Genomic DNA, 26,154 nt, shown 5'->3' on the forward strand with positions numbered 1-26,154 from the left:
CCGCAAAAGGCCCGTTTCAGTTGCTTGTCGTGATCTCTGCCCTAGCATATAGCCAATGGAAAATATCCCCAAGGAGCTGACATGCTGAACATCGGCGATATCGCGCCCGACTTTACGCTGCCGGACACAGACGGCGCACTGGTAACGCTTTCGGCGCAAAAACCAAGCCCTGTTGTGCTGTTTTTCTACCCACGCGACAATACCAAGGGCTGCACTGTCGAAGCGATTGACTTTAGCCAAGCACAGGAAGCGTTTGAAAAGACGGGCGTAAAGGTCTTTGGCCTATCCAAGGACAACCTCGCCAGCCACGCGAAGTTCCGCGATAAACAGGGGCTGACCGTGCCCTTGCTGTCAGACGAAGAAAGCACCGTCTGCGAAGACTACGGCGTCTGGGCCGAGAAAAAGATGTATGGCAAGACCTTTTACGGCATCGTGCGGACAACTTTCCTGATCGATAGCGATGGGAAGATTGCGAAAGTCTGGAAGAAGGTCAAAGTGCCCGGTCATGTCGACGACGTGCTCTCTGCCGCGCAGGAGCTGGCCAAGTGAAGCCCTTGGCAGAAATGGCGGTCGAGGTTCTGACCACGGCGGACGGGCGCGCAAAGACTGAAATCTCTCGCCGCCACGCAGCCTCATGGTTCGCAGCGCGCAAAGCAGGGGAAGCGGTTGAAATCGGGACGGCCTCACCTCCCTTGCGTCCCGCCCGTCCGAAAAAACCAGAGCTGCTGTCGCCTCGTGATGTGCCCCGCCGCCGCGCCGGATCGCGCCCTGGTCAGATTGCATTGCTGCACGCGGTCGCGCATATCGAACTCAATGCCGTTGATCTGCATTGGGATATCATTGCGCGTTTCACCGACACCAAATTTCCACTGGGCTTTTACGACGATTGGGTCAAAGCCGCAGATGAGGAAAGCAATCACTTCAACCTTGTTTGTGATTGCCTCGAACAGCTTGGCAGCTTTTACGGAGACCTGCCGGCCCACGCTGGCATGTGGCGCGCCGCCGAAGACACGGTTGACGATCTGATGGGGCGACTGGCAGTTGTGCCCATGGTGCTTGAGGCACGCGGGCTTGATGTGACCCCCGGCATGATTGAAATTTTCCAGAAAGCGAAACTCGACCAAGTGGTTGACGCGCTGAACGTGATCTACGCCGAGGAAGTTGGACATGTGGCCTATGGCTCCAAATGGTTCCACTTCCTCTGTGGCCGCCATGACCTCGACCCCAAAGAGACATTCCACGGCTTGGTACGTACCTATTTTCACGGCGCGTTAAAGCCGCCCTTCAATGAAGAGAAACGCGCAGAGGCCGGACTGCCGCCGGACTTCTACTGGCCCCTAGCTGACGAAATTCCCGCCAAGTCGCGCTGATTTTGGCAATTCCCTGCCGATAAAGTCGCGAAAATCTGCCCTAAGTTGTGCGCCACCGCAAATTCCTTGCGGCGCTGGACTCGTCCCGTTAATGGATTTCCAGCGCTGCTGGGGACAAAAGTACGCGCGTAACAGGGACTTAAAAGGGACGGGATGTGAGAACACGTCTGGCTATCCATACGCATGCGTTTCTGGAACGCTTCTTTCCAGAACGCCGACTATTTCTGCGCTCTGACACAGACACGCGGTTTATCCGCCTGAAGCCAAGCACGCAGCTGGTCGCGTTTTCAGGCATGGCACTGCTGGTGGCCTGGAGCATTATCGCGACCGCCATCCTTGTGATGGACAGCATCGGGTCGGGCAACTTCCGTGAACAGGCGCGCCGTGATCAGGAAACCTATCAGCTGCGCCTGAACGAAATTTCCAGCGAACGTGACATGCGCTCTGCCGAAGCGGTGGCCGCGCAGGAACGCTTTACCACAGCGCTTGAGCAGATTTCGGTGATGCAGTCTCAGCTGCTGCAATCGGAAACGCGCCGCAAAGAACTGGAAACCGGGATCGAGGTCATTCAAGCCACGTTGCGGCGCACCATGAAAGAACGCGAGGCCGCGCGCGAAGAAGTTGCGCAATTGCAAAATGAAGACAACGCCGACACAACCGTTGCGTCCAACGACCTGAACGCAGAGGGCGTTGGCGCCTTGGCCACTGCCCTATCCGAAACCGCCCGTGAACGCGACGCAGTCTTTGCCGAAGCGCAAAAAGCCATTGCGCTGGCGGATGACATGCGGCTGGAACTCAAACTGCTGGAAGAAAAGAACGATCAGATCTTCCGCCAGCTTGAAGACGCGATGACCGTCTCTGTTGAACCGCTGGAAAAGATGTTCACCCAAGCGGGACTGTCGACGAAGTCCCTGTTGGAGGAAGTCCGCCGTGGCTACACCGGACAAGGTGGTCCGCTGACGCCTCTGTCTGTGTCGACTTCCGGCGGCGAGATGGATGCCAACGCGCTGCGGATGAACCAAATCCTGAACGATCTGGACCGCTTGAACATGTACCGGATCGCAGCGGAAACCGTCCCCTTCGCCAATCCAGTGAAATCTGCCGTGCGCTACACCAGCGGCTTTGGCATGCGCTGGGGGCGCATGCACAAAGGGTCTGATTTCGCAGGTCCACACGGTACACCGATCTACAGCACCGCCGATGGCGTTGTGGTGCATGCCGGTTGGCTTTCGGGATACGGGCGGCTGATCAAGATTAAACATGCCCATGGAATCGAAACCCGCTACGCCCATCTGGCGAAAATCCGCGTAAATGTGGGCCAAAGGGTCTCGCGCGGGGAACTGATTGGTGATATGGGCAATTCTGGGCGGTCTACCGGCACGCATTTGCACTATGAGGTGCGCGTCAATGGCAAGGCCGTCAATCCGATGACTTTTATTAAGGCTGCACGAGATGTTTTCTAAAAGCAAAATCAATGAGCCCGGCCCAAAGGCCGCAGACACCGCGAAACCGGCTGCACCCGAAGCCAAAGCCCCGGCAGCCCCCAAGGGAGCAGACATGACATCCACCGCGCCAAAGGCGAAACCACCAGCCTCCGTGCTTTCCTCTGACCTGCACATTCAGGGCAACCTGAAAACATCAGGTGACATCCAAGTGGAAGGCAGCGTCGAAGGCGACATCCGCGCGCACCTGCTAACAATTGGCGAGACCGCCACCATCAAGGGCGAAGTGGTCGCCGATGACGTTGTGATCAATGGCCGCATCGTGGGTCGCGTGCGCGGACTGAAGGTTCGCCTGACATCGACCGCGCGGGTTGAGGGGGACATCATTCACAAGACCATCGCCATTGAAAGCGGTGCACATTTTGAAGGCTCTGTTCAGCGTCAGGACGATCCTTTGGCGGGCAAAGCCAAAAACCCGGCGCCCGCTCCTGCCCCAGCAGCGGCTCAGAAAGTCTAAGCTGATCGCGACATCGCGACTTTGAAAGAGGCACCCACGCGGTGCCTTTTTTGTGCCTGCCTTTTGTTTAAACAGATTGTCCCGGTGATTTCCCAATGACCACACAAAGCAGCAACGCGAACCTCACAGGAAGCCTTTGGATGGTGGCCGCGATGCTGGGCTTTGCAATCGAAGACAGTTTCTTCAAGGCCAGCACCGCGACGCTGCCGATCAGTCAAGCCATCGTTCTTATGGGCGGCATTGGCGCGCTGATCTTCTCGCTCTTGGCAAGACGCACAGATCAATCGCTGTTTGTGCCTGAAATCACCTCGCGCCCCATGTTGATCCGCGCGGTTTTCGAAATCACCGGGCGCCTTTTCTTCTTTCTGGCGATTGCACTTGCGCCGCTGTCTTCCGCCACGGTCATCCTGCAAGCCACTCCGATTGTCGTTGTCGCAGGGGCGGCGCTGTTTCTGGGCGACAAGGTCGGTTGGCGGCGATGGGCCGCCATCGCCTTGGGACTGACCGGCGTTCTAATTGTGCTGAACCCAAGCGGGCAAAGTTTCACTTGGTATTCGGGATTTGCCGTCCTTGGCATGTTGGGCTTTGCCGGGCGCGACCTTGCCAGCCGCGCGGCTCCCGCCACTTTGACCACAAGCGTCCTTGGGTTTTACGGCTTCCTCGCCATTATTGTCGCCGGGCTGTTCTACCGTGTCTGGAGCGGCGTCCCCTTCGAAACCGTCACTTTCGAAAACGGCAGCCAAATTGCTTTGGCCGCTGTTTTTGGGGTCTTTGGCTACTCATCTTTGATGAAGGCCATGCGCACCGGCGAAATATCCGCCGTCGCGCCGTTTCGTTATTCTCGCCTATTGATTGGCCTCGCCATCGGTGTGTTGTGGTTCGGCGAAGACCTGACGCTCCGCATGCTGACCGGCAGTGCAATCATCATTCTGGCGGGCTTGTTCCTGTTGTGGCGTGGCCGGTCAAAATAGCCACGCCGGATTACCCAACCCGGCGCGCAATCGCAAAAAGGCTGGGCGTTCCGTCTGGCACCCACCGGTGTTCAATCTCAAACCCATGCGCTTTCATCAGGTCAAGCAGGTCCGCCGCTTTGAACATCCGCAGCTTCGGCAAAATCCCAATCGCGCTGAGGGGTGGCAGAAAAAACCTCTCTAGCCCCTGGCCGTCGCCAAGACAGACGGTTGACGTAAAAAACAATCCGCTAGGTTTGAGCGACCGATGCACCTTGTCCAAAACAGCCTCTGCATCATTGACCAGATGCAAGATCGACATGCCCAGTATGGCGTCATAGCCCTGCCCTGCGACCGGCACTGGCCAATCTTCGAAAGAGGACACTTCGAAACTGACATTGTCCGCCGGCTTGTCCCAAAGTTTCTCGCGGGCGATGGCAATCATTTCGGTTGAAAAATCGATTGCGTCGATTTGCGCAACACGCGGGGCGTGGATCAATGCTGTGGTTCCCGTACCGCAGCCAAATTCCAGCACCCTATCGGTGGGCTTCAAGTAGTCGGCGGTTTTGTCGAGTTTGACCTGATAGGCATCCGGATTGCCCACCGGGCTTTTGGCATAGCGACGGGCCATTTTATTCCAGAAAAACGTTGGACGTAGCAGCATGGCTGCCTCCTTTAAGACTGTGTTGTGTTATTGTGCGTCGATGATGTCAAAAACCTCTTCCAGAGGCTTTTCAAAGACTCGCGAAATCAGGATTGCGAGCTCTAGCGTGGGTGAATATTTCGCGTTCTCAATTGCAACGATGGTCTGGCGCGTGACGCCCACCTGTTCTGCCAACTCCTTTTGCGTCATTTCATCGGCATCAAATCGCAGACGGCGAATATTGTTTGTGATTTTCAGTTTGGTTTTGCCCACGGATCAATACCCCCGGCGATAGCTGGCAAAACGCACGAGGTCAGAACCAAGCGCCCCGGCGGCCATGCCGAAATACATGATGTTCAGACCGACCAGTGCCGAATAATCCATCGCCAATGCAACAATCCCACTGACAAACCCAATGCCAGCCCCGGCGATGACTGCAAAGCTGCCACGACGTTCAAAATGCTTGTCGCGCTCATCAACAACAAAGCTGGGTTTTTGCTGGCCTGTCGCAACAGCAAAGAAGATATTGAACAGGATCGTACCTGCGATGGTTGCTGCAATGGAAAGGGGGATCACCCAGACCACCATTCGCGCCCAGACATTCACTGCGTCAGGGCCATCAAACGCGCCAGCCGCCTGCATCGTGATCAATCGAGAGATCACATAGGTCAGCATCGTAAGGTTCACCACGATCGATACAATGGTGTTGCGGTCTTGGAATGTCATCTTCGGATCTCCTATTCGTTCCAGACCTTTTTTGAGGCCTTCGTAGTCTAGTATTTCTAACTTAGTGTCCGAAATACAATACACCATGTAAAGTATTTTTTACATATCAAACGTTTTCAAAGGCTTAGAGCCCAACAAAGTAGCCGAGAGGCACGCGGAACATGCAATCAGGCCAGTGTCAGCCTATGATCCGAGTCGGTTTTGGGAGGGAAAGTTATGCTAAATGGGTCTTGCCACTGCGGGACATTGCGTTGGTACTATGCGGCCGCACCAGAAGCCGCGACGGCCTGCAACTGCACGATCTGTCGCCGCTATGGGGCGCTTTGGATCTACGGTTTTGATGGCAAAGAGGTGACCACAGAGGGCGACAGCGCCGCCTATATTCGCGGCAACCATATCGCCTTTCACTTCTGTCCCAACTGTGGCTGCGCCTGCTTTATGCAGGGCCTGCGCAAAGAACCCGATGGCAGCCGACGCATGGCCGTCAATCTGCGCATGGCTGGCGACCCAGACGCTGTGCAATCCATCCCACTGCGCGGCTTTGATGGCCTTAATCGCTTTGAACCACTTCCTGACGAAGGTCGCTGTGTTGCGGACATTTGGGCCTAGCGCACTTTCAGTAGCCACTTGAAGCTTTCGGAATTGAAATGTTTGCGCTATCAGGTTTTCCAAACTTGGCTCTCAGGCGCGAGAATGCAGTACAAAACTATTATTGTCATGGGCGTTAGTGGCGTCGGAAAAACCTCTGTCGCGCGCGGGCTCGCGGCAAAACTCGACGGCGTCTACTTGGAGGCCGACGATTTGCACCCTCCCGCCAACGTTGCCGCCATGTCGCAAGGCAAACCGTTAACCGACGAAATGCGCGCGCCATGGCTGAAAGCGGTCGCGACGGCTATCGCAGCTCAAAAAGCAACGACACCCGAACAACCCGCCGTCACGGCCTGCTCCGCACTAAAGCGAAATTACCGCGATGTCATCCGCGGCGCTCTGCCCGACGCAGTATTCGTGCATCTGATTGGAGACAAAGACCTGATTGCGCAACGCATGGTCGCTCGAACCAATCATTTCATGCCAGTGACGCTGCTTCAATCGCAGCTCTCAATCCTAGAACCGCTTGCGCAGGATGAAGCACATTTTTGCGTGGACGTCGCAGGATCACATGCAGAGGTTTTGGACGCTGCCGTTGCTTCGCTGACGTCGTAGAGGCTTGTCCGGGCAGTGCTATGACTCGCCCTTCAGCCACCCAGCATCCATTCTCCGTTGGGCCAAAAGGCGTGATAGGCAAAGGCGAACATCACGTCATGCGCCACGTCGCGCCCTGCGCTGTCCTTGACGCGGATCGACCCAACATCTTTGCCCTGCCCGATCCGGCCCGTATCCAGCGCAGATGCTTGCCCTTCGACCCAAGAGATTTGCACCCCGGCTTCTTCAATGACCGGCGTTTCGCGCAATCGGCTTAGCGGCCATGCCCGGTCGCCGACGCGCACCACACGTTCCAGCGGGCCTATGTCATGGGGCGGCATTTCACCGTTGTACAGGAACGGCTTGCGCGAGCTGTCATAGCCGCGATAGGGATTTAGACCATAGCTGCGGTTATAACCCGGTTCATCCATCACCAGCCCATCTGGGTTGCGCGTGGAAAACTGCTCCCAGCTTTCCATCCATGTCGGCAGAGTTGTCAGTTCGACGCCATTCATTTGCCCAACGATGCCCTGCCCGATGGCCTGCTGCCACCAGCTTTGGGTTTCGCGGTCATACATCACCATGTCGGAATTGCGCAGCTTGCCGGAAACCCCAAAGGTCAAAACCCCCGCAGGTGTGCGTCGATCAAAGGTGATGCCGGAATTGCAAAGCGGACAAAAGGTGACCGCGACCGGAACGCCACCAACGGTGTCATTCACAATCTCATGCCAGGTCAGGTAGCGGATCGGATAGGCGCGCGGCTTCGCGCCTTCCAATTCGACGGTGATCACAGGCTCTAGTGGGTCAATGCGGCTTTCTTCGGCGACCGAGATAAAGCTCGGGTCGCTCAGCGCTGGGATGCCATCTTTGGGCGGTCCGCCTGACAGGATTTCAGACCATGCAACACTGGTGTTGGTAAAGTCGGTGTCAGGCCATTCCCGCTCCCATCGGGAGGGATTGGCAGATGCTGCGCTCATAGCCAACGTCAGACCCGCAGCGACTAGTAAGGTTCGAAAACTCATATGCGCGCTCCAGTTTGATACTGGAAAGTCTGCGCATATGTGGGGCCAAATGATAGCCCCACACACGGGCTTGTGAGCAGAAATTACTCTGTCACGGCAACCTTTGTCATCACATCGGGGCGACCTGTGACGGCTCCAGACCGAGGGTGGCCACGTTTGATCATGTCCAGCACATCCAAGCCTTCGGTCACACGCCCGACAACGGTGTATTGCCCGTTCAGGAAGTGGCCCGGCTCAAACATGATAAAGAACTGGCTGTTCGCGGAATCCGGGTTCTGGCTGCGCGCCATACCAACAACGCCGCGCTCATAGGGCACATCAGAGAATTCGGCAGGCAGGTCTGGGAATGCAGAGCCACCAGTACCCGCGCGCCGCATGTCGCTGCCCATGGTGCCAAATTCCACATCGCCGGTCTGCGCCATAAAGCCGTCAATCACGCGGTGAAAGACAACGTTGTCGTATTTTCCCTGTTCGGCCAGCGTCGTGATACGTTCCACGTGTTGTGGAGCGACATCCTCCAGCAGGTCAATCTTGATCACGCCGTTGGCTTCGCCTTCCACCGTGATCTCAATCCCTGCCGCAAACGCTGGACCAGATGCCAGCGCAGCGATGATGGCAAGCTTACGCAACATCGGCTGCCACCTTGACGGAAATCATGCGGTCCGGGTTCGCTGGCGGCTCACCACGGGTGATCGCGTCAACATGTTCCATGCCAGAAATCACACGGCCATAAACGGTGTACTGACCGTTCAGGAAGTGGTTGTCTTTGAAGTTGATAAAGAACTGGCTGTTTGCGGAATCAGGCATCTGAGAGCGCGCCGCGCCCAATGTGCCGCGATCATGTGGCAGGCTGGAAAATTCCGCCTTCAGGTTCGGCAGATCAGAGCCACCGGTGCCCGCTGCGCGGATGTTAAAATCATTTTCCATGTTGCCGTTGGCCACATCGCCAGTCTGCGCCATGAAGCCGTCAATTACGCGGTGGAAGCAGACGTTGTCATACTGCCCAGAACGCGCCAGTTCTTTCATGCGCTCGGCATGGCCCGGAGCGACTTCTGGCAGCAGTTCAATCACAACGGTGCCGTCTTTCAGTTCCATCAGGATTGTGTTTTCGGGGTCTTTGATGTCGGCCATCTGGCGCTCCTATTGACTAATTTGGGGGCAAAGTAGTCATCAAATGCAGGAATGCCAAGGCTGCCATTGACCTAGGCCCCTCATACGTTATGCAGCTAGGGAAAGACGACCCTGAGGAGGCCCCGAAATGGCTTGGAAAACCCTGGACGACATGGATCTGAACGGCAAACGTGTGCTGACCCGTGTGGACATCAACGTGCCGATGGAAGACGGCAAAGTCACCGACGCAACCCGGATTGAACGGATTGTCCCCACCATCAAAGACATCCTTGCCAAAGGCGGTTCCCCGATCCTGCTGGCGCACTTCGGGCGGCCAAAAGGGAAACATGTGCCAGAGATGTCTTTGGCGCCATTGGTGCCTGCGCTGTCAGAGGCTTTTGGCACCGAGGTCACCTTTATCGAACGCCCAAGCCATGACGAGATTTTTGCACTGCCGTCTGACGCAGTGGTGCTGATTGAAAACACCCGTTTCAGTGCGATGGAAGAAGCCAATGATCCGCAGATGGCGGGCTTCTTGTCCACGTTGGGTGATGTTTACTGCAATGACGCCTTCTCTGCTGCCCACCGCGCGCATGCCTCGACCGAAGGGGTTGCCCGGCTGATGCCAAATTGCGCCGGTCGTTTGATGCAGGCGGAATTGTCGGCGCTGGAAAGCGCGCTGTCGAAACCAGAGCGCCCTGTTGTGGCCGTGGTTGGCGGTGCGAAGGTGTCGACCAAGCTCGACCTTCTGGGCAATCTCGTTGCCAAGGTCGATTATCTGGTTATCGGCGGCGGCATGGCGAACACGTTCCTTGCGGCGCAGGGGATTTCCGTCGGCAAATCGCTGTGCGAACACGATCTGGCAGACACCGCGCGGGACATCATGGAGAAAGCCAAGGCCGCAGGTTGTGAAATCGTGCTGCCCGCCGATCTGGTGGTGGCGCGTGAATTCAAAGCCGGTGCCGCTAATGAAGTGGTCGCCATGGACGCCTGCCCCGAGGACGCCATGATCTTGGACGCAGGCCCTGCGTCGGTCGCGCGCATTGCAGAGATTTTCGAAAGCGCCAAAACCCTGATCTGGAACGGCCCGCTGGGTGCGTTTGAGATCGAACCGTTCAATGCGGCCACCGACGCAGCAGCGGCGAAGGCAGCGGAACTTTCCAAGGCTGGCAAACTGATCTCTGTCGCAGGCGGTGGTGACACGGTCGCGGCGCTGAATGGTGCGGGCGCGGCAGACTCGTTCACCTATATCTCTACGGCAGGCGGTGCATTTCTGGAATGGATGGAAGGCAAGACGCTTCCCGGTGTGGCAGCCCTGGAAGACGATTAATAGGTCGCTGAATTTTCCAGCAAACGAACATGGAAAAGAGCAGGTCAAAGCCTGCTCTTTTCCCGTTCGAGGTAAATCAATTTGAGCAACGACCAAAACCTTGCCCAAAACCGAAATTGTTAGCGTTACCGACGTTGCAATACCATTGCGCTCTCGCATAGAAGCGTCACAAAGCCCCCATCCGGCAGAACTTCCTTATTTTCAAGGCGGAACATATATGTCCAAATCTTCTCAAACCGATCTCATCAAAGCTGGCCAAGGTTTCATTGCGGCGCTTGACCAATCCGGCGGCTCCACCCCAAAGGCCCTGCGCCTTTATGGCGTGAATGAAGACGCCTATAGCAATGACGATGAGATGTTCGGCCTGATCCACCAGATGCGCGCACGGATTGCCCAAGCGCCTGCATTCACGGGCGAAAAAGTGGTCGGCGCGATCCTGTTTGAAAAAACCATGGACGGCGAAATCGGCGGCAAGCCCTCTGCGACCTACATGTGGGAAGACCGTGGTGTTGTGCCGTTCCTGAAGGTCGACAAAGGTCTGGCGGATGAAGAAAACGGTGCACAGGTGATGAAACCGATGCCCGATCTGGATGCCCTTTTGGACAAGGCAAACGGCAAGGGCATTTTCGGCACCAAGATGCGCTCTGTGATCCATGCCGCGAATGCCGAAGGCATCAAGGCCGTTGTCGGGCAACAGTTTGACGTTGCCAAGCAGATCATTGCCAAGGGTCTGATGCCGATCGTGGAACCAGAAGTCACGATTTCGATCGCCGACAAATCCGAAGCCGAAGACATGCTGCGCAACGCGATCCTCGCAGAGTTGAATGCTCTGAACGACGATCAGAACGTCATGCTGAAATTGACCCTGCCCAACACGCCGAACCTTTATCAGGCGCTGGTGGATCACCCTCGCGTGCTACGTGTTGTTGCGCTGTCTGGTGGGTACTCACGTCAGCAGGCCAATGACATGCTGTCACAGAACAAAGGCGTGATCGCCTCCTTCTCCCGCGCTCTGACCGAAGGTCTTTCTGCGCAGCAGGACGATGCAGCGTTCAATGGCACCATTGAAGCCACGATCAACGAGATCTACGCGGCCTCCGTTGCGGGCTAAGCTTCGCTAGACATGATTTGGACCCCATCGGCTCCGCCGGTGGGGTTTTTGTTTGTCCGCTGTAGACCTGCGTCAGTTGCCCGGATAAGGCACCACATCAAAGGCGCCAAATTGGCTTGGCCACTCCCAGTCCGCGCTGAAAACCCCATTGGCCAACGTGCCCGTGTAGCTTTCCAATCCCGGTCCGGGGATCACATGCACATCGCCGCCGTCTTTGCCTGTGGCCCCGGCATGCAATGCGACCATGCAGATATTGCTGATCCCATCATATGGCCCGCTGCCATAGGCATAGCCTCCCCGCAGGTTGCGCGCCTCGGCGGTGCAATGGCAGTCAAAGGGTTCGGTGGAAAACGGTTCGGCATCTCCACGCGCCGCAAATTGGATCGGGCAATCAGGCAGGTCTGACGCCAAAGCATCCCCTGAGGTTGCGATGCTCAGAACACCCAAGCAGAGCCCCGTTGCCAGCCAACTTTTTGTTGTTTGTTGCAATGTTATGTCACCCTCCCAATGTCATCTATCCTCAATCATAGCACAGCGCGCGCGGATTTTCAGAACCGCCGCAGAGGCGTGGGTTTGCGCGCCTAAGCGGCCTCTCCACACGCACGGCGCAATATCCCCTCTTTCTGATAAAGTGCGACAGCCCCTGCAAAACTGCCCCGGTGTTCGCTCAGACGCGACCGGACATAGGCGTCAGATATCTCTTCCGGTGCGGCCTCAAGCAGCGCAACAGCCGACAGCAACAGCCCAAGATTTTCGCAGAACCAACGCGCCTCGCCTTCCTCAACTCCGCTCGGCCAGCGGGTGCGATGCACTGCCAGCGCCGTGTCATAGTGCACGTTCTGTCCCTTGACCGCATCCAACCGCGCCTGCAGTGCGTCGTTGATGCGCGGGTCTTGCAGACTGCGCAGAATATCAAGGCAAATCACATTGCCCGACCCTTCCCAGATGCCATTCAGCGGGGCCTCGCGGTAAAGCATCGGCAGTGGCGTTTCCTCGACATAGCCCATGCCACCCAGCACCTCCATGCACTCGGCAATAACGGTTGGTGCGCGTTTGTTGTTGATGTACTTTGCCAGCGCCACGGCAACCCGCGCAAAGGCTCGGTCGTCTTCGCTTTGACCGTCAAAGCTCTGTGCGACAAGGAATGATAGCGCTGTCGCGGCCTCAACATCCAAGGCCAAATCTGCCAGCACGCTTTGCATCAAAGGCAAATCCACCAGCCGCGCGCCAAAGGCACGGCGATGCAACGTCCATCGCAGTGCCTCTCGCAACGCGGCCCGCATCAGCCCTGCAGGCGCAATCGCCGTATCCAGCCGCGTGTAGTGCACCATTTGAATGATCGTGCGCACGCCATCGCCTTCTTCTCCGATCCGGTAGGCCAAGGCCCCATCATATTCGATTTCCGCACTGGCATTTGCGTGATTGCCAAGCTTGGATTTCAGTCGCATCAGGTTGACCCCATTGCGTTCACCATCAAGCCAACGCGGCACCAGAAAACAGGTCAGCCCCCGATCCGTCTGCGCGGTGGTCAGAAAGCCATCTGACATCGGAGCAGAGCAGAACCATTTGTGCCCCCGCAGCCGATAGTGCTCCCCATCCTGTTCGGCCACCGTCGCGTTGCTGCGCAAATCGCTGCCGCCTTGCTTTTCGGTCAGCGCCATTCCCAAGGTCACGCCCGTCTTCTGATCAACCGGCGCAATAGAGGCGTCATAACGCCCGCTCAGAAGTTTCGCGGCCCAGCTTTCGCGCAGATCGGATTGGCCGACCACCGGAACTGCCGCGTAACTCATCGTCAAGGGGCAGCAGGCCCCCGGCTCGATCTGACTGAGCAAATAGACATGCGCTGCATGCTGCACGTGGCCCCCGCCACCGTTGGCCCAAGCCGAAGAAACATAGCCCGCCTGTTGGCTTGTGCGCAGAATGCCATGATAGCCAACATGATACCGCACTTCATCCAAGCGCTGCCCATAGCGATCATGGGTCACCAGCCTTGGCGGCATATCCCGCGCGTCCTGCGCCGCCTGCGCCATGGCAGGCTGGCCATAGGTTTGACACAGCATTTGCAACGCGTCTTCAGCAGCGCCCCGATGGGCCGCATGACTGCGCAGATAGGCGTCACCTTCCCAATACTGGATCGCAGCGTCCCCCGCCGGCTGGTTTTGCACATCGTGTGTGCCCAAGGCGTCTCTTGGTGGCAATGCCATCTGTCCCTCCCCAATCTGGCGGTGCTCCGCTAACGCGATGACTCTAATCGAAAAAAATCGAATCGCAGAGCATTTTTGGGATTCACATGACGAATCACCTATGCCATACTGTGTTCAGAGGGTCGAAAAGGCCCCACTTTACTGAGGCAGACGTGGCAACATCCATGGCAGTATCCAAATCCCGCCCGGCCGTTGGCGATGCCCTTTTCTATGGGGTGGCGTTCATCATGGCAGTCTATTTCACCTTTGCGGCTGTGCAAGGGGACTATGGGCTGTTTCGCCGGGCGGAGATTTCGGCCCAAAGCCACTTGCTGAAGCAGGAATTGACCAGCATGCAGCAAGAAGTGGCCCGGATGGAAAACCTGACGCACCGCCTTTCGGATGATTATCTGGACCTTGATTTGGTCGATCAGCAGGCGCGTTCAATCCTCGGCATGATCCGCGCAGACGAAATGGTCATTCGTTAACGCAATCCTTCGCGCAACAAAATTTTAGGGCTGGCGTGTCAGCCAAAGCCGTGGTTTCATGGCCTCGCCTATAGTTTAAGGCTAAACTATTTGTTGCGGGAGGATACGCACCCTATGGCTGCCAAAAAAGCGACCCCAAAGCCAAACGTCAGCGGCGACACGCTGAAAAACTATTACCGCGAAATGTTATTGATCCGCCGCTTCGAAGAAAAAGCGGGCCAGCTGTATGGCATGGGTCTGATCGGGGGCTTTTGCCACCTTTATATCGGCCAGGAAGCCGTGGTTGTTGGGCTTGAGGCCGCAGCCGACGAAGGCGACAAGCGCCTGACCTCTTATCGCGATCACGGACATATGCTGGCCTGTGGCATGGACCCAAACGGGGTGATGGCCGAACTGACCGGGCGCGAAGGCGGCTATTCCAAGGGCAAAGGCGGCTCGATGCACATGTTCTCGAAAGAGAAGCATTTCTATGGCGGCCACGGCATCGTCGGCGCGCAGGTGCCAATTGGGGCGGGCCTCGCATTTTCTGACAAATACAAAGGCAACAACAACGTCACCTTCACCTATTTCGGCGATGGCGCGGCCAACCAAGGCCAAGTCTATGAAACCTTCAACATGGCCGCAATTTGGCAACTGCCAGTGATTTTTGTCATTGAAAACAATCAATACGCCATGGGCACGTCACAGCAACGCTCTACCTCTACACCCGATATTTACACCCGCGGGGCGGCCTTTGGCATCCCCGGAGAGGTGGTCGACGGCATGGATGTTCTGGCCGTCAAAGAAGCTGGTGAAAAGGCCGTCATGCACTGCCGCGCGGGCAAAGGGCCGTATATCCTCGAAGTCAAAACCTACCGCTATCGCGGCCACTCGATGTCGGACCCGGCCAAGTACCGTACCCGCGAAGAGGTCCAGCGCGTCCGCGAAGAACGTGATCCAATTGAACGCGTGCGCGAAATGCTTTTGACCGGCAAACATGCGTCCGAAGATGATCTGAAAGCCATCGACAAAGAGATCAAGGCCATCGTAAACGAAAGCGCCGAATTCGCCAAATCCAGCCCACTCCCAGCTGAATCAGAGCTGTGGACCGACATCGTCGCGTAAGGGGGATTCATGGCACATTTTGAAATTCACCTGACAGATGTCGCGCGCGGTATGGCGTTTTACAAAGGTCTTTTTGGCTGGTCATTTACGGCAATGCCTGGCGGGGAAGACATGGACTATCACTTAATCGACGGCGATCAGATCGGCATGGACAAAGACCTGACCGGCGGCGTCATGCGCCGCATGGGCGATGCTCCGGCAGCAGGCGCGCCTGTGCGCGGCGGTACGATGACCTTTGAAGTTACAGATTGCGACGCCAGCTACGCTTGGGCGCTTGAAAACGGCGGCGCAGAAGCTTTGCCGCCGATGGATTATCCCGGCATCGGGCGCTGCGCCTATGTCGAAGACGGCGAAGGCAATATTGTTGGCATGATTACCCCAGCGGAAGGAGCTGCATAATGGCGATTGAAATTTTGATGCCTGCCCTGTCTCCGACGATGGAAGAAGGCACATTGGCCAAGTGGCTGGTGAAAGAGGGCGACACAGTCAGTTCCGGCGACATCATCGCCGAGATTGAAACAGACAAGGCGACCATGGAATTTGAAGCGGTCGACGAAGGTGTGATTGGCCACATCTTGGTGGCTGAAGGCACCGAGAACGTGAAGGTCAACACCGCAATCGCGACCCTTCTGGAAGATGGCGAAGAAGCGGGCGAGGCCCCTGCCCCGTCCTCGGAACCTGCCGCCGCTGACAGCACTCCGGCCCCCGCCCAAGCCAAGGCCCCAGAGGCAAGCACCCCGGCTGAGGACGCGCCCAAGATGAACTTGGAACCGGACTGGCCCGAAGGCACCGAAGTCAAACAGCAAACCGTGCGCGAAGCGCTGCGCGATGCGATGGCCGAGGAAATGCGCGCCACCGAAGAGGTCTTCCTGATGGGCGAAGAGGTCGCCGAATATCAGGGGGCCTATAAGATCAGCCAAGGCATGCTGGATGAATTCGGCAGCAAACGCGTGATCGACACGCCAATCACCGAACATGGGTTTACCGGCATTGCTGTCGGCGCGGCCTTTGGTGGGCTTAAACCAATTGTCGAGTTCATGACTTTCAACTTCGCCATGCAAGCCATTGACCAGATTGTGAATTCAGCGGCCAAAACGCTTTACATGTCTGGCGGTCAGATGGGCTGCCCGATTGTGTTCCGTGGCCCCAACGGCGCCGCTGCACGCGTGGGCGCGCAGCACAGCCAAGACTACGCCGCATGGTATGCGCAAATTCCCGGCCTGCGCGTTGTGATGCCCTATTCGGCCAGCGACGCCAAAGGTCTGCTGAAATCCGCGATCCGCGATCCAAACCCGGTGATCTTCTTGGAAAATGAAATCCTTTATGGTCGCACCTTTGACGTGCCGGTCATGGATGATTTCACCGTCCCCATCGGCAAGGCCCGTGTCTGGCGCGAGGGCGATGACGTGACCATCGTCAGCTTTGGCATTGGGATGCAATACGCGCTTGAGGCCGCGGATAAACTTGCCGAAGACGGCATTTCTGCCGAGGTGATCGACCTGCGCTCCCTTCGCCCGATTGACTATGACACAGTGCTGGCCTCAGTGATGAAAACCAACCGCTGTGTGACCGTCGAAGAAGGCTTCCCCGTGGGGTCCATCGGCAACCACCTTTCGGCGACGATCATGGAAAAGGCGTTTGATTACCTCGACGCGCCGGTCATCAACTGCACCGGCAAGGACGTGCCCATGCCCTACGCCGCCAACCTCGAAAAGCTCGCGCTGGTGACAACGGATGAGGTCATCGCCGCCGTGAAACAGGTGACCTACAGGTAGCAGCATGGACATTCTGGGCCGCGACAGAGAGACCGAATGCTACCACGTCAAAATTGACGTGGATGGGCGCGCGGTCTCTGCCTTGGTCCCTGAACGTCTGGGTGCAGGGCATCGGTTTATAGGTGCCCGCCCCACTCATCAATCCGCCTACACCTGGATTGCTGAGAACCAAACAAAGATAGAGGCCGCCATCGCTATCCTGGCGCGCGGCTCGGGGCGCCCCAAGGCGCCTTTTGACCAAATTACTCTGATCAAGGAGCGCTGACATGCCCATTGAAATCCTGATGCCGGCCCTTTCGCCGACGATGGAAGAAGGCACTTTGGCCAAATGGCTGGTCAAGGAAGGCGATGAAGTGAACTCTGGCGACATCATCGCCGAGATTGAAACCGACAAAGCCACCATGGAATTCGAAGCCGTGGACGAAGGCACCATGGGGCCGATCCTTGTGGCCGAGGGCACGGAGGGTGTGAAGGTGAACACCCCTATCGCCATGCTGCTGGAAGAAGGCGAAGACGCCTCTGACGTCAAAGCCCCAGCAAAGGCTGAGGCTGCGCCTGCCGCCAAGGATGACACCCCCGCCCAAGCTGCGAAACCGTCAGACACCCCAACGCCAGCCGCGCCAGCTGCTGCTGATGGCTCTCGGATTTTTGCGTCGCCTTTGGCACGCCGGATTGCAGCTGATAAGGGCGTTGATCTCTCGACCATCAAAGGCTCTGGCCCCAAAGGCCGCATCGTCAAAGCCGACGTGCTGAACGCCAAGCCGGGTGCCGCCCCTGCCGCCAAGGCAGAAGCCCCCGCAGCCGCACCTGCCGCTGCAACAGCGATGCCCGCCAGCCCATCGGCAGACATGGTGGCGCGCGCCTACGAAGGGCGCGTCTATGAGGAAATTAAACTCGACGGCATGCGCAAAACCATCGCCGCGCGCCTGACCGAAGCCAAGCAGACCGTGCCGCATTTCTATCTGCGGCGCGACATCAAACTGGACGCGCTGTTGAAATTCCGCAGTGAAATCAACGCACAACTGGCAGATCGCGGCGTGAAACTTTCGGTCAATGACTTCATCATCAAAGCCGTCGCGCTGGCGCTGCAATCCGTGCCCGCCGCCAATGCCGTCTGGGCCGGAGACCGCGTGTTGCAGATGAAAGCCAGCGATGTCGCCGTGGCTGTCGCCATCGAGGGCGGGTTGTTCACGCCGGTCTTGCAAGATGCCGAGATGAAATCTCTGTCGGCCTTGTCGACGGAAATGAAAGACCTCGCCACCCGCGCCCGCGACCGTAAATTGGCCCCGCATGAATACCAAGGCGGCAGCTTTGCGATCTCAAACCTTGGCATGTTCGGCATCGACAATTTCGACGCCATCGTGAACCCACCCCACGCCGGTATCCTCGCCGTGGGCGCGGGCGTGAAAAAACCGGTGGTTGATACCGAGGGCAACGTCACCGTCGCCACGGTGATGAGCGTCACCATGTCCGTCGACCACCGCGTGATTGATGGGGCTGTGGGGGCAGACTTGTTGAAAGCCATCGTGAGCAATTTGGAAAATCCGATGGCGATGCTGGCTTAGGGGTGCTGCGAGAGAAAGAAAAAGGGCCGCTCGTTGAGCGGCCTTTTTTGGCTTATAGAGTTATCGCGATGCGAACCGATCAATCGTTCCAGTTTTCGTTTTGAACGAGCGAAACAAGGGACTACGTGTGCAACATCTCGGCAATATCTGACAAGTTACCAATTTCCACAAAGAATGGTTGGAGATTGGTGTAGTGTCCAATTCCGTTGGGTCTCAATATAATTCTGTGTTCGGCTTGGTAAGCGAACTTGAACTCCTTGTAGAATTCTTGGTCTTGATCTGAAGGAATGTCCTTATACCGATCATAGTATTTCACCGGCCCTTCCATGAACTGCCAAGTCGGCTGTGCGTTCTGCAGGGCAACTTTAATACGTCTGACGAACTCTCTGGGGCGATGTATCAGTAGTGCTGCATTCGACTGGAAATCAGTTGGCATACGTCTTTCAGGCAAGCCGCAAGTCGAGAACAGGTAATAGTCTGGGAGAGGAAAGTCGACTGGAAGATACCCTTGTGAAACGGGTATTCTGTTTCCTTTCACTTCGATGAAATCTTCTCCATCCATGTACTCTGAAATTAAAGAAACACGGTACCTCCGTTCGACTTCGACATCGGCCATTGCAACGTTGTATGCAGGGTTGTTGTAAGACGATGCGGGTGAAATTCTAAACCTACCGATGTTTAACATGTCCTGCACGTAGTCGCGCCGCGAGAACTTCAACAGCTTTTTAAAGGGCGCGAAACTGACGCCTTTCAGCAACCTTAACCCAACCGGTTCACCATCATGGAAGTATTGAGCAAACTTATCTCTATCTCCGATTATTTCCCGGGGATGAATTCCTCGGCGCGCCATTTCCTCCATTGTTTCCTGAAACGTCTGCCAAACTCTAAACCAGTAGTCATTATCTACAGGACGTGCTTCAATTTTGCCTTCTTCACCCAAGTATTGGATATTATTAGCTGCATCGTATGCGAGTTGCGTGATTTCTTCATCGGTGTCGAAGTACAAAAAAGGCTTCTTGCAATAGCTCAACCGCATATGCTCATAGAGAGGCAATCGTCCACCTTTCGACTTGGCCTTAGCCTCAAGAGAGCCTGTGACGTTTCGGTAGTATTGAAGTCCGTCTCTGGTCATTGCGCTCACGGTGGAAGGTCTTGCTGCGTTATGCAGCATGTACAACTTGGACTCAAAGTTGAAAATAACTACACAGCCACAACCATATCCTCCACATTAACCCAAAAAAAAGGCCACCCAATCAGGTGGCCTTTCCTAACTAGTCGCTAGAAATCAATCCAACTGGAATCCCGGCGTCGATTTACTCAACGCGACCTCTTCCTCGTCCATTTCCTCGGCAATCCCGTCAAACAGAGGTGTCGACAGGTACCGTTCGCCCGTGTCGGGCAGCATGCAGAGGATATTCGCCCCGTCCGGTGCCGAGGCGGCAACCTTCAGCGCCACGGCAAAGGTCGAGCCGCCAGAGATGCCGGTAAAGATACCCTCTTTCTGGGCTAGGTCCTTCGCCGCCGCGATACCCTCTGGGCCGGGTACTGGGATCAGGTCGTCATAGCCGCCATTGTCCAGCGCCTCTTGCAGGACCAGCGGGATAAAATCCGGGGTCCAGCCTTGGATTGGGTGCGGCTCAAACGACGGGTGGCTGGCGGCAGGCTGGCCGTCGCTGTTGCGCTCCTGCGCGGTGCCGCTGCTGATCAAGGCCGCATTGGCGGGTTCGGTCAGGATGATTTTGGTCTCAGGGCTTTCCTTGCGCAACACGCGCGCGACGCCGGTCACTGTGCCACCAGTGCCGTAGCCGCTGACAAAATAGTCGAGCTTGCGGTCGCCAAAATCCGCCATGATCTCACGCGCGGTGGTGCTTTCATGAATATCGGCGTTGGCAGGCGTTTCAAACTGCGAGGCAAGGAACCAGCCATTGGCCTCTGCCAGTTCGACCGCCTTTTGATACATGCCAAAGCCCTTTTGAGCCTTCGGGGTCAGTACAACCTTCGCCCCCAACATGCGCATCAGACGGCGACGTTCCACCGAGAAGCTGTCAGCCATGGTGACAACCAACGGATAGCCCTTGGCCGCACAGACCATCGCAAGGCCGATCCCCGTGTTGCCAGAGGTCGCTTCAACCACGGTCTGACCGGGTTTCAGGGCACCGCTTTCCTCCGCCGCTTCGATGATGCTCAGCGCCAGCCGGTCCTTGACCGAGGCCGCCGGGTTGAATGCTTCGGCTTTCACAAAGACATTCACGTTCTTTGGCGCCAAACGGTTGATGCGGATCACCGGCGTATTGCCAACGGTGTCCACGATGCTGTCATAAATCCGGCCTTGGCCTTTGGTTGTGCGTCCCATCTCTCTCCCTCTCAAATGCAAACGCCCGTGAAAATCACGGGCGTGGTTTCAATGTCACTCTTTACGATCAGCCTTCTAGTCGCTGGTCCATACTGACCGCAGGCTGCGAACACCCGGCGTCGCCGACAATTCGGGCCGGTACGCCGGCCACCGTTTTGCAGGGCGGCACCTCTTCTAGCACCACAGAGCCAGCCGCGACTCGAGAGCAATTGCCAACCTTGATATTGCCCAACACCTTGGCCCCGGCCCCAATCAAGACGCCATCCCCAATCTTGGGATGACGATCCTCTTCTTCTTTGCCGGTCCCGCCCAAAGTGACGGAATGTAGCATCGAGACATTGTCCCCGACCACGGCGGTTTCGCCGATAACGATGGAATGGGCATGGTCGATCATGATCCCCTGCCCAATGCGGGCATTGGGGTGAATGTCGATACCAAACACCTCTGAACAGCGCATCTGAAAGAAATACGCCATATCCTTGCGGCCCTGGTTCCACAGCCAATGCGCCACGCGATAGGCCTGGATGGCCTGGAAGCCTTTGAAAAACAGCATGGGCTGGATCAGCCGATGGCAGGCCGGGTCACGTTCGAAAACCGCCGTCAGGTCGGCACGCGCCGCCATAGCCAACTGCGGGTCGGCGGCATAGGCCTCATCCGCGATCTCCCGCAGGATCTGTTCAGACATCTCGGCAGAGGCCAGCTTCAGCGAAGTGCGATAGCTAAGCGCGTGTCTGATCGACCTGTGGTGCAGAATCGACGAATGGATTAGCCCGCCCAATAGCGGCTCTGACTTTACGGCCTCCTCGCCCTCGCGCAGGATACGCTCCCAGACGGGGTCAAGTTCTTTGATGATGGGGTTGCGTTCAGCCATGTCACCGATCCTCTTTCACCTCACTCTATACCACTTAGGGAATTCAGAGCAAATTCAAGGTTGTTATGGACAGGATCATGCCTCGGAATGCAATGCAAACCTGCGTTCGGACGCTAAAGATGGTGTGAAGTTCTTGTGACTTTTGGCATTCTTGACGCTGTTTGTTGCGCGGTTTCCAGCGTGGTCCTGTTTGGCTGCACGCCATTTTGTCATTTCTGCAAGTGCGATTTGCAGGCAGTGGCAATAGTTTGGCGACTGCAAATCTGGAAAAACGACAGGCCGCCGCGCCTCGCATCCAATGCGCGCCAAAAGGCTGCCATCGCCCCAACAGCGATGTCGCCTCAGATACCGTTTGCGGTATTTGTCTGCGCATTCCGCTTCACTAAAAAGGCGCTGACAGGCATTTGCCCGGCGCGCTGGCGGAAGCTCTGCCAAATAGGCCGCCAGTGCAAACAAATCCCCCGCCATGACCCGCCGCATCAGCCCAGATTGACCTGCGTGACCGCCTCGGGCCCTGCCCCATAGCTGGTCGACAATTGCTCAACGCGCACTTCAACCACCCCGGCCATACCCACCGACAACTGCGTCTCCGCCTCCAACTGTACGTTGGAACTGCTCGTGAGGATTTCATAGACTATGTCCCCCGCCTGCCAGATCGTCAGCCGATAGTCTTCGCTTTCCTCACCCAAGGGCACCTCGGCAACCTCCCAATTGTCGCCCCCGACGCGGGTCTGGCGAATCCATCGGATGTCCAATGTGCCCGCCGCGTCTACCGTCGCCCGCAGATGCACCGGCGCATAGGGCCGCAGACCGTTGCCTCGGAAGGCATGCGTTGCCTCGGCGTAAAGCGGATCACTGACAGGCCGCGAGGCAGGCCCAACGCAGTAGCTGCGCGACAGACCAATTTCCGACGATGCCATGTCCAGCTGTTCGGCAGCCCCTGTCCAGGCCACAAGCCACGACCCAGCAGGCCAGCCCCCTGCCCCCGCCACGCCGCTGCCGCGTTGCCCGCGCAACAGGGTCGAAAGGGTGTATTCATCCGTACCGGTCAGTTCCGCGCCTGCAAACTGCACGACTTCCCAGTTGTCGGGTGTACCATCGCCAATCACAGCAACATTCGCGCCTTCCAGCACTGCCGCAGCGGCGCGGCTTTGCAGGTGGCCCCGGATCATCTGAACCGGCACCTCTGTACAGCGGTCCCAAACGCCCAGCGCACCTGCCGGGAGAGCCTCTTGTAAGATGCCCACCACAGGTGGCTGTGTCAGCAGCACGTACAAGGAATAATCATGGTCCGTCAGCGCCCGATAGACCGCCGCTGCGCCGGGCCAAGGGTCCGCCACTGCCATGACATGCGGCGCATGTGGCACCTCATCGCCAGTCAGCAATGGCAAGTCCATAAAGAGCGGCGTTAAAGGCGACAGTGCTGCGAACCCTGCCAAGCCTCCCTCGTCCAAATCAAGGTCCCGCGTCTCATAACTCTCTTCTGACACGCGCACCGCTTCACACCTCAGGGCCTCCGCCCGTTCAATGCGATCAATCCGGTAGTCCTCGCCCGCGCCAGTATCAGACGGCAAAGTCACCACATCCCCAACCTGCACATCCATCTGTGACAGCGGCAAAGCAAACTGGGCCCGGTCCTGCGCCAGTCGCGCCTCAGAAAGCCACCTTTCAGCGACCTCCCGGGCCTCGCCGCGCTGCAGGCTCAGCGCCATTTCGGTGCGCGAGACAACGTCGCTTTCGTCATCCGCAAAATGCGCATCTTCCAGCAGGCTGTCATAGTCGCCATAGGCCGTCACAGCGGCGACCTGCACCCTACCAATGGTCTCGGCATCTGATTGCCGAGTTCTGATCAACGGCCCGTCTAGGTCCGGCAAGACCGCCAGTTGTTCTTCGACCAACGCGCGCTTGGATGGTGCGCCACGCATCAGAAAATGCAGCATGCCATCCCGCTCCACCGCGTCAAACCCATAGCGCAACATCAAAGGCTGCAGGCTCTGCCTCGCGGTGGACACCTCATCCACCACATAGCCGCGCACAACGCCTTCTAGGCCCGAAACGTCGATGCGCGTCAGTCCCGATGCTTCGCAAATTTCCCTCACAACAGACGCTAGGGACCGGTGTGTGGACCGACCAGATATCCAATGCCCGCGCCGGAAATTCGCGCCATCGCTCCAGAGGTCGGTATTGCGTGGAAACCATGGGAAAGGCCGTGTGTCATAGGCCCAGACAAAGGCACGGGACATATCAACCATCGGTCCCTCATAAACCTCCGAGGTCGGGTTGTTCGCCCCATCAGACCAGAACCGATACTGCGCCCTGAGGTATTGCATCTGAATGTATTCATCAGGTTGCCCATCCGAGAAATATGGCAACTGGCTTTCAGACGACTTGGGGTCGAGAAACTTGTTGGGTTGATTGGTGCCCTTATCAACAGCCGCACAGCCGAGTTCCGTGAACCAGATCGGCTTGGATTGCGGCACCCAAGCGGTTGGCGTTTCTTGCCGCACGCCACCGATCCGATCATGGTGCGCCTGAGACCACCAATTGCGAATGTCCTTGTAGCGATAGATCCACGCTTCGCCGTAAGCCCAATCCGTGATGGCCGCACGCTTCTGCGTGTTGCGCGCATTCTCAGTTGGGTAAAACCAATCATACCCTTCTCCGCCGGCAATATTGTCCATTAGGTAGTCCAGATCGTAGATCGACCCATAAGGGGCATCCAAGTGATCGTGCCCATCCCGCCAATCCGAAAGCGGCATGTAGTTGTCGATACCGACAAAATCCAACTCCTCCTGCGCCCAGAGCGGATCAAGGTGAAACAGTCGGTCATCACTGCCAACTTCGGGCTGATAACCAAAATACTCACTCCAATCCGCCGCATAACTGAGTTTGACATCTGGCCCCAAAATCGCGCGCACCTCTGACAAGAGGTCAATCAGTTCAGCAACCGCAGGAAAGTCCCCCTGATCATCCCGCACCCAGGTCAGCCCCCGCATTTCAGAGCCGATGCAAAAGGCATCAACCCCTCCTGCGGCCTGACACAGCGCCGCCTGATGCAAGATAAACCGGCGATAGCGCCACTCATCGGGGCCAGAGTAACTCACTGCGCCGTCTGCTACCGTGAAGTCCGATGCCGACGCCGTGCCAAAAAACGCCGCAACTTCGTCCGCGGCTGCCTGCATGCCATCCACGCCAGCCAACCCCGGAGCCACCGAACAAGTAATACGTCCCCGCCACGGAAACGCGGGCTGGTCCTCTGCGCCAGTCCAAGGATCAGGCAGGCCATTCCCCTCCATCTGATCCATCAGAATGAAAGGATAATACAACACCGCCTTCCCCGTCGCCTTCAGATGCGCAATTGCGTCAATCACTGAAGCATCCGCAGGCGTGCCGCCATAGACAGGTCGCCCCTCCACCTGCGGCACCGCCTGCGCCGATGAACGCGGAACCCCCGCGACAACCCAAGGGACCGAGCCATCAAAATCCGTCTCTTCAATCTTGGGTCTGATCTCACACGCATCGCAGCGCAGATCATTGCCAAACCAACTCACCACCAAAGACGTCGCCCTGCAGGCGGGCAGGTCATTGTCCAGAACTTCAATGGCGGTTTTGAAATCCGCCTCCCCCGAAGGTGAATTCACATTTGCAGGCCACGACTTCCCAGGGCCGTTCTCGTAATAGACAGGTGTGCTGGACAAGGCGTATTCCCCAGACCCAGGGATCAAAGCCACTGCCTCCGTCCGCCTGACCAGATCAAACGCCGCGTCCTCTTGTGTGGCCGGAGCCGGTCGGCTGACTTCAAATGAGAACTGCGGCACCCGATTGCCAAAGGGCGTCAGGTCCAGGTCTTCAAACACCACATAAGCTGTCCCGCGATAGGCAGGCACTGCGCCCACACCCTCAACCGCTTCGATCTTCGGGTCTGGCAGTTGCGTCTCTCTGCCCGGATAAACCCGCATCGTCACATCAGCCATGGAAATCTCGCGCCCATCAGCCCAGAGCCGCGTCACGCCAGTGATCTCCCCCTCACAAAGCCCTAAGGCGAGCGACACCGAATAGCTGTAAGTGGTCTCCTTGGGCTGCGGAGGTCGGCCTTTACCGCCGCCTGTCGTCGTGACGGTTTCCTTAAATCGCGTCGCCCAAATGACATGCCCGGCAATGCGCATCCGCCCATAGACCTGCGGGATCGCGCGCCCTTCTGCGGCCCCTGACAGGCGATAACGATCGATTCGCCCGGTTTCGATGGCCCGTCCGCCACCGCCCAGAATGCGTTGATCAATTGCGTTGCCGATCACACCCCCAGCAAAACGTCCAATCGCCACCGACGACAGCCCCAAGACCGATCCGCCCACGGCTCCGCCAATCGCCGCACCTGCGGCGGATAACACCATCGTTGTCATAAGAGCTGCTCC

At 57.3% G+C, this 26,154-nt stretch carries 28 protein-coding genes; 15 read left to right on the forward strand and 13 right to left on the reverse strand.

Features of this window, described 5'->3' with window-relative positions; translation table 11 throughout:
• Positions 1-81: 81 nt before the first annotated feature.
• The 5 genes from bcp to BUA39_RS02355 all read left to right on the forward strand — a co-directional run bounded on the left by bcp (position 82) and on the right by BUA39_RS02355 (position 4,300).
• Positions 82-549: a thioredoxin-dependent thiol peroxidase gene (gene bcp, locus BUA39_RS02335; protein WP_072790379.1), complete on the forward strand. Its 468-nt coding sequence runs from the start codon at positions 82-84 to the stop codon at positions 547-549.
• Between the two features lie 14 nt (positions 550-563).
• Positions 564-1,370 (forward strand): ferritin-like domain-containing protein, encoded by an 807-nt coding sequence (locus BUA39_RS02340; RefSeq protein WP_072791678.1) that lies wholly within the window; start codon positions 564-566, stop codon positions 1,368-1,370.
• Between the two features lie 155 nt (positions 1,371-1,525).
• Positions 1,526-2,833: a M23 family metallopeptidase gene (locus BUA39_RS02345; protein WP_207546188.1), complete on the forward strand. Its 1,308-nt coding sequence runs from the start codon at positions 1,526-1,528 to the stop codon at positions 2,831-2,833.
• A complete protein-coding gene (locus tag BUA39_RS02350; RefSeq protein ID WP_072790381.1) occupies positions 2,823-3,329 on the forward strand; it encodes a bactofilin family protein in 507 nt (168 codons plus the stop codon). The genes BUA39_RS02345 and BUA39_RS02350 overlap by 11 nt, the downstream gene beginning before the upstream one ends.
• A 95-nt stretch (positions 3,330-3,424) precedes the next feature.
• Complete coding sequence (locus tag BUA39_RS02355) at positions 3,425-4,300, forward strand: DMT family transporter (RefSeq protein ID WP_072790384.1); 876 nt, start codon at positions 3,425-3,427, stop codon at positions 4,298-4,300.
• Between the two features lie 10 nt (positions 4,301-4,310).
• Here the strand turns inward: BUA39_RS02355 and BUA39_RS02360 are convergent, their stop codons facing one another.
• From BUA39_RS02360 to BUA39_RS02370, 3 genes are read right to left on the reverse strand one after another with little or no spacing between them, the layout of a single operon-like run.
• Entirely contained in the window at positions 4,311-4,943 is a 633-nt protein-coding gene (locus tag BUA39_RS02360) for a class I SAM-dependent methyltransferase (RefSeq protein ID WP_072790387.1), read from the reverse strand.
• Between the two features lie 27 nt (positions 4,944-4,970).
• Positions 4,971-5,195 (reverse strand): helix-turn-helix transcriptional regulator, encoded by a 225-nt coding sequence (locus BUA39_RS02365; RefSeq protein ID WP_423219924.1) that lies wholly within the window; start codon positions 5,193-5,195, stop codon positions 4,971-4,973.
• Positions 5,196-5,198: 3 nt separating this feature from the next.
• Positions 5,199-5,648 carry a hypothetical protein gene (locus BUA39_RS02370; RefSeq protein WP_072790389.1) on the reverse strand — a complete coding sequence of 150 codons (450 nt, stop codon included), beginning with the start codon at positions 5,646-5,648 and terminating at the stop codon, positions 5,199-5,201.
• 216 nt (positions 5,649-5,864) lie between these two features.
• On the opposite strand from BUA39_RS02370, the gene BUA39_RS02375 reads away from it, so the two are divergent.
• Together BUA39_RS02375 and BUA39_RS02380 are read left to right on the forward strand one after the other, a co-directional pair.
• Positions 5,865-6,257: a GFA family protein gene (locus BUA39_RS02375; protein WP_072790391.1), complete on the forward strand. Its 393-nt coding sequence runs from the start codon at positions 5,865-5,867 to the stop codon at positions 6,255-6,257.
• Positions 6,258-6,341: 84 nt separating this feature from the next.
• A complete protein-coding gene (locus BUA39_RS02380; RefSeq protein WP_072790394.1) occupies positions 6,342-6,851 on the forward strand; it encodes a gluconokinase in 510 nt (169 codons plus the stop codon).
• A gap of 32 nt (positions 6,852-6,883) precedes the next feature.
• Here BUA39_RS02380 and BUA39_RS02385 read toward each other — a convergent pair whose 3' ends face one another.
• From BUA39_RS02385 to BUA39_RS02395, 3 genes are all read right to left on the reverse strand, one after another.
• Positions 6,884-7,852, reverse strand: a complete 969-nt coding sequence (locus tag BUA39_RS02385; protein ID WP_072790397.1) for a DUF3179 domain-containing protein — start codon at positions 7,850-7,852, stop codon at positions 6,884-6,886.
• 83 nt (positions 7,853-7,935) lie between these two features.
• Entirely contained in the window at positions 7,936-8,484 is a 549-nt protein-coding gene (locus tag BUA39_RS02390; RefSeq protein WP_072790400.1) for a peptidylprolyl isomerase, read from the reverse strand.
• Positions 8,474-8,983: a peptidylprolyl isomerase gene (locus tag BUA39_RS02395; RefSeq protein WP_072790404.1), complete on the reverse strand. Its 510-nt coding sequence runs from the start codon at positions 8,981-8,983 to the stop codon at positions 8,474-8,476. The genes BUA39_RS02390 and BUA39_RS02395 overlap by 11 nt, the downstream gene beginning before the upstream one ends.
• Positions 8,984-9,110: 127 nt before the next feature.
• Between BUA39_RS02395 and BUA39_RS02400 the strand changes: the two genes are divergently transcribed.
• Both BUA39_RS02400 and BUA39_RS02405 read left to right on the forward strand, forming a co-directional pair.
• Positions 9,111-10,292: a phosphoglycerate kinase gene (locus tag BUA39_RS02400; protein ID WP_072790407.1), complete on the forward strand. Its 1,182-nt coding sequence runs from the start codon at positions 9,111-9,113 to the stop codon at positions 10,290-10,292.
• 217 nt (positions 10,293-10,509) lie between these two features.
• Positions 10,510-11,403, forward strand: a complete 894-nt coding sequence (locus BUA39_RS02405) for a fructose bisphosphate aldolase (protein WP_072790410.1) — start codon at positions 10,510-10,512, stop codon at positions 11,401-11,403.
• 72 nt (positions 11,404-11,475) lie between these two features.
• Here BUA39_RS02405 and BUA39_RS02410 read toward each other — a convergent pair whose 3' ends face one another.
• Both BUA39_RS02410 and BUA39_RS02415 read right to left on the reverse strand, forming a co-directional pair.
• Positions 11,476-11,850 (reverse strand): LCCL domain-containing protein, encoded by a 375-nt coding sequence (locus BUA39_RS02410; protein ID WP_165610473.1) that lies wholly within the window; start codon positions 11,848-11,850, stop codon positions 11,476-11,478.
• Between the two features lie 134 nt (positions 11,851-11,984).
• Complete coding sequence (locus tag BUA39_RS02415; RefSeq protein WP_072790416.1) at positions 11,985-13,607, reverse strand: acyl-CoA dehydrogenase family protein; 1,623 nt, start codon at positions 13,605-13,607, stop codon at positions 11,985-11,987.
• 164 nt (positions 13,608-13,771) lie between these two features.
• Between BUA39_RS02415 and BUA39_RS02420 the strand changes: the two genes are divergently transcribed.
• The 6 genes from BUA39_RS02420 (at position 13,772) to BUA39_RS02445 (ending at position 18,518) form a co-directional block, all read left to right on the forward strand.
• Positions 13,772-14,074 carry an FtsB family cell division protein gene (locus BUA39_RS02420; protein ID WP_072790419.1) on the forward strand — a complete coding sequence of 101 codons (303 nt, stop codon included), beginning with the start codon at positions 13,772-13,774 and terminating at the stop codon, positions 14,072-14,074.
• A gap of 114 nt (positions 14,075-14,188) precedes the next feature.
• Positions 14,189-15,178: a pyruvate dehydrogenase (acetyl-transferring) E1 component subunit alpha gene (pdhA, locus tag BUA39_RS02425; RefSeq protein WP_072790422.1), complete on the forward strand. Its 990-nt coding sequence runs from the start codon at positions 14,189-14,191 to the stop codon at positions 15,176-15,178.
• A 9-nt stretch (positions 15,179-15,187) separates the two neighbouring features.
• The gene (locus BUA39_RS02430; protein WP_072790425.1) at positions 15,188-15,577 is read left to right on the forward strand and encodes a VOC family protein; all 390 of its coding nucleotides are present in this window, start codon (positions 15,188-15,190) and stop codon (positions 15,575-15,577) included.
• Positions 15,577-16,953 (forward strand): pyruvate dehydrogenase complex E1 component subunit beta, encoded by a 1,377-nt coding sequence (locus BUA39_RS02435; RefSeq protein WP_072790428.1) that lies wholly within the window; start codon positions 15,577-15,579, stop codon positions 16,951-16,953. Before BUA39_RS02430 ends, BUA39_RS02435 begins: the two co-directional genes overlap by 1 nt.
• A gap of 4 nt (positions 16,954-16,957) precedes the next feature.
• Complete coding sequence (locus tag BUA39_RS02440) at positions 16,958-17,218, forward strand: hypothetical protein (protein ID WP_072790431.1); 261 nt, start codon at positions 16,958-16,960, stop codon at positions 17,216-17,218.
• Position 17,219: 1 nt separating this feature from the next.
• Positions 17,220-18,518, forward strand: a complete 1,299-nt coding sequence (locus BUA39_RS02445; protein ID WP_072790435.1) for a pyruvate dehydrogenase complex dihydrolipoamide acetyltransferase — start codon at positions 17,220-17,222, stop codon at positions 18,516-18,518.
• 121 nt (positions 18,519-18,639) lie between these two features.
• Here BUA39_RS02445 and BUA39_RS02450 read toward each other — a convergent pair whose 3' ends face one another.
• From BUA39_RS02450 to BUA39_RS02470, 5 genes are all read right to left on the reverse strand, one after another.
• A complete protein-coding gene (locus tag BUA39_RS02450) occupies positions 18,640-19,659 on the reverse strand; it encodes a hypothetical protein (protein ID WP_131814557.1) in 1,020 nt (339 codons plus the stop codon).
• Between the two features lie 144 nt (positions 19,660-19,803).
• A complete protein-coding gene (gene cysK / locus BUA39_RS02455) occupies positions 19,804-20,871 on the reverse strand; it encodes a cysteine synthase A (RefSeq protein ID WP_072790440.1) in 1,068 nt (355 codons plus the stop codon).
• A gap of 67 nt (positions 20,872-20,938) precedes the next feature.
• Positions 20,939-21,742, reverse strand: coding sequence for a serine O-acetyltransferase (gene cysE, locus BUA39_RS02460; protein WP_072790443.1), 804 nt, complete (start codon positions 21,740-21,742; stop codon positions 20,939-20,941).
• A 75-nt stretch (positions 21,743-21,817) separates the two neighbouring features.
• Positions 21,818-22,222: a DUF7742 family protein gene (locus BUA39_RS17115; RefSeq protein WP_072790446.1), complete on the reverse strand. Its 405-nt coding sequence runs from the start codon at positions 22,220-22,222 to the stop codon at positions 21,818-21,820.
• Positions 22,222-26,142 (reverse strand): baseplate multidomain protein megatron, encoded by a 3,921-nt coding sequence (locus tag BUA39_RS02470; RefSeq protein WP_072790449.1) that lies wholly within the window; start codon positions 26,140-26,142, stop codon positions 22,222-22,224. Before BUA39_RS02470 ends, BUA39_RS17115 begins: the two co-directional genes overlap by 1 nt.
• Positions 26,143-26,154 lie beyond the last annotated feature (12 nt).

The organism is Cognatishimia maritima, from assembly GCF_900129685.1.
Classification (GTDB): Bacteria; Pseudomonadota; Alphaproteobacteria; order Rhodobacterales; family Rhodobacteraceae; genus Cognatishimia; species Cognatishimia maritima.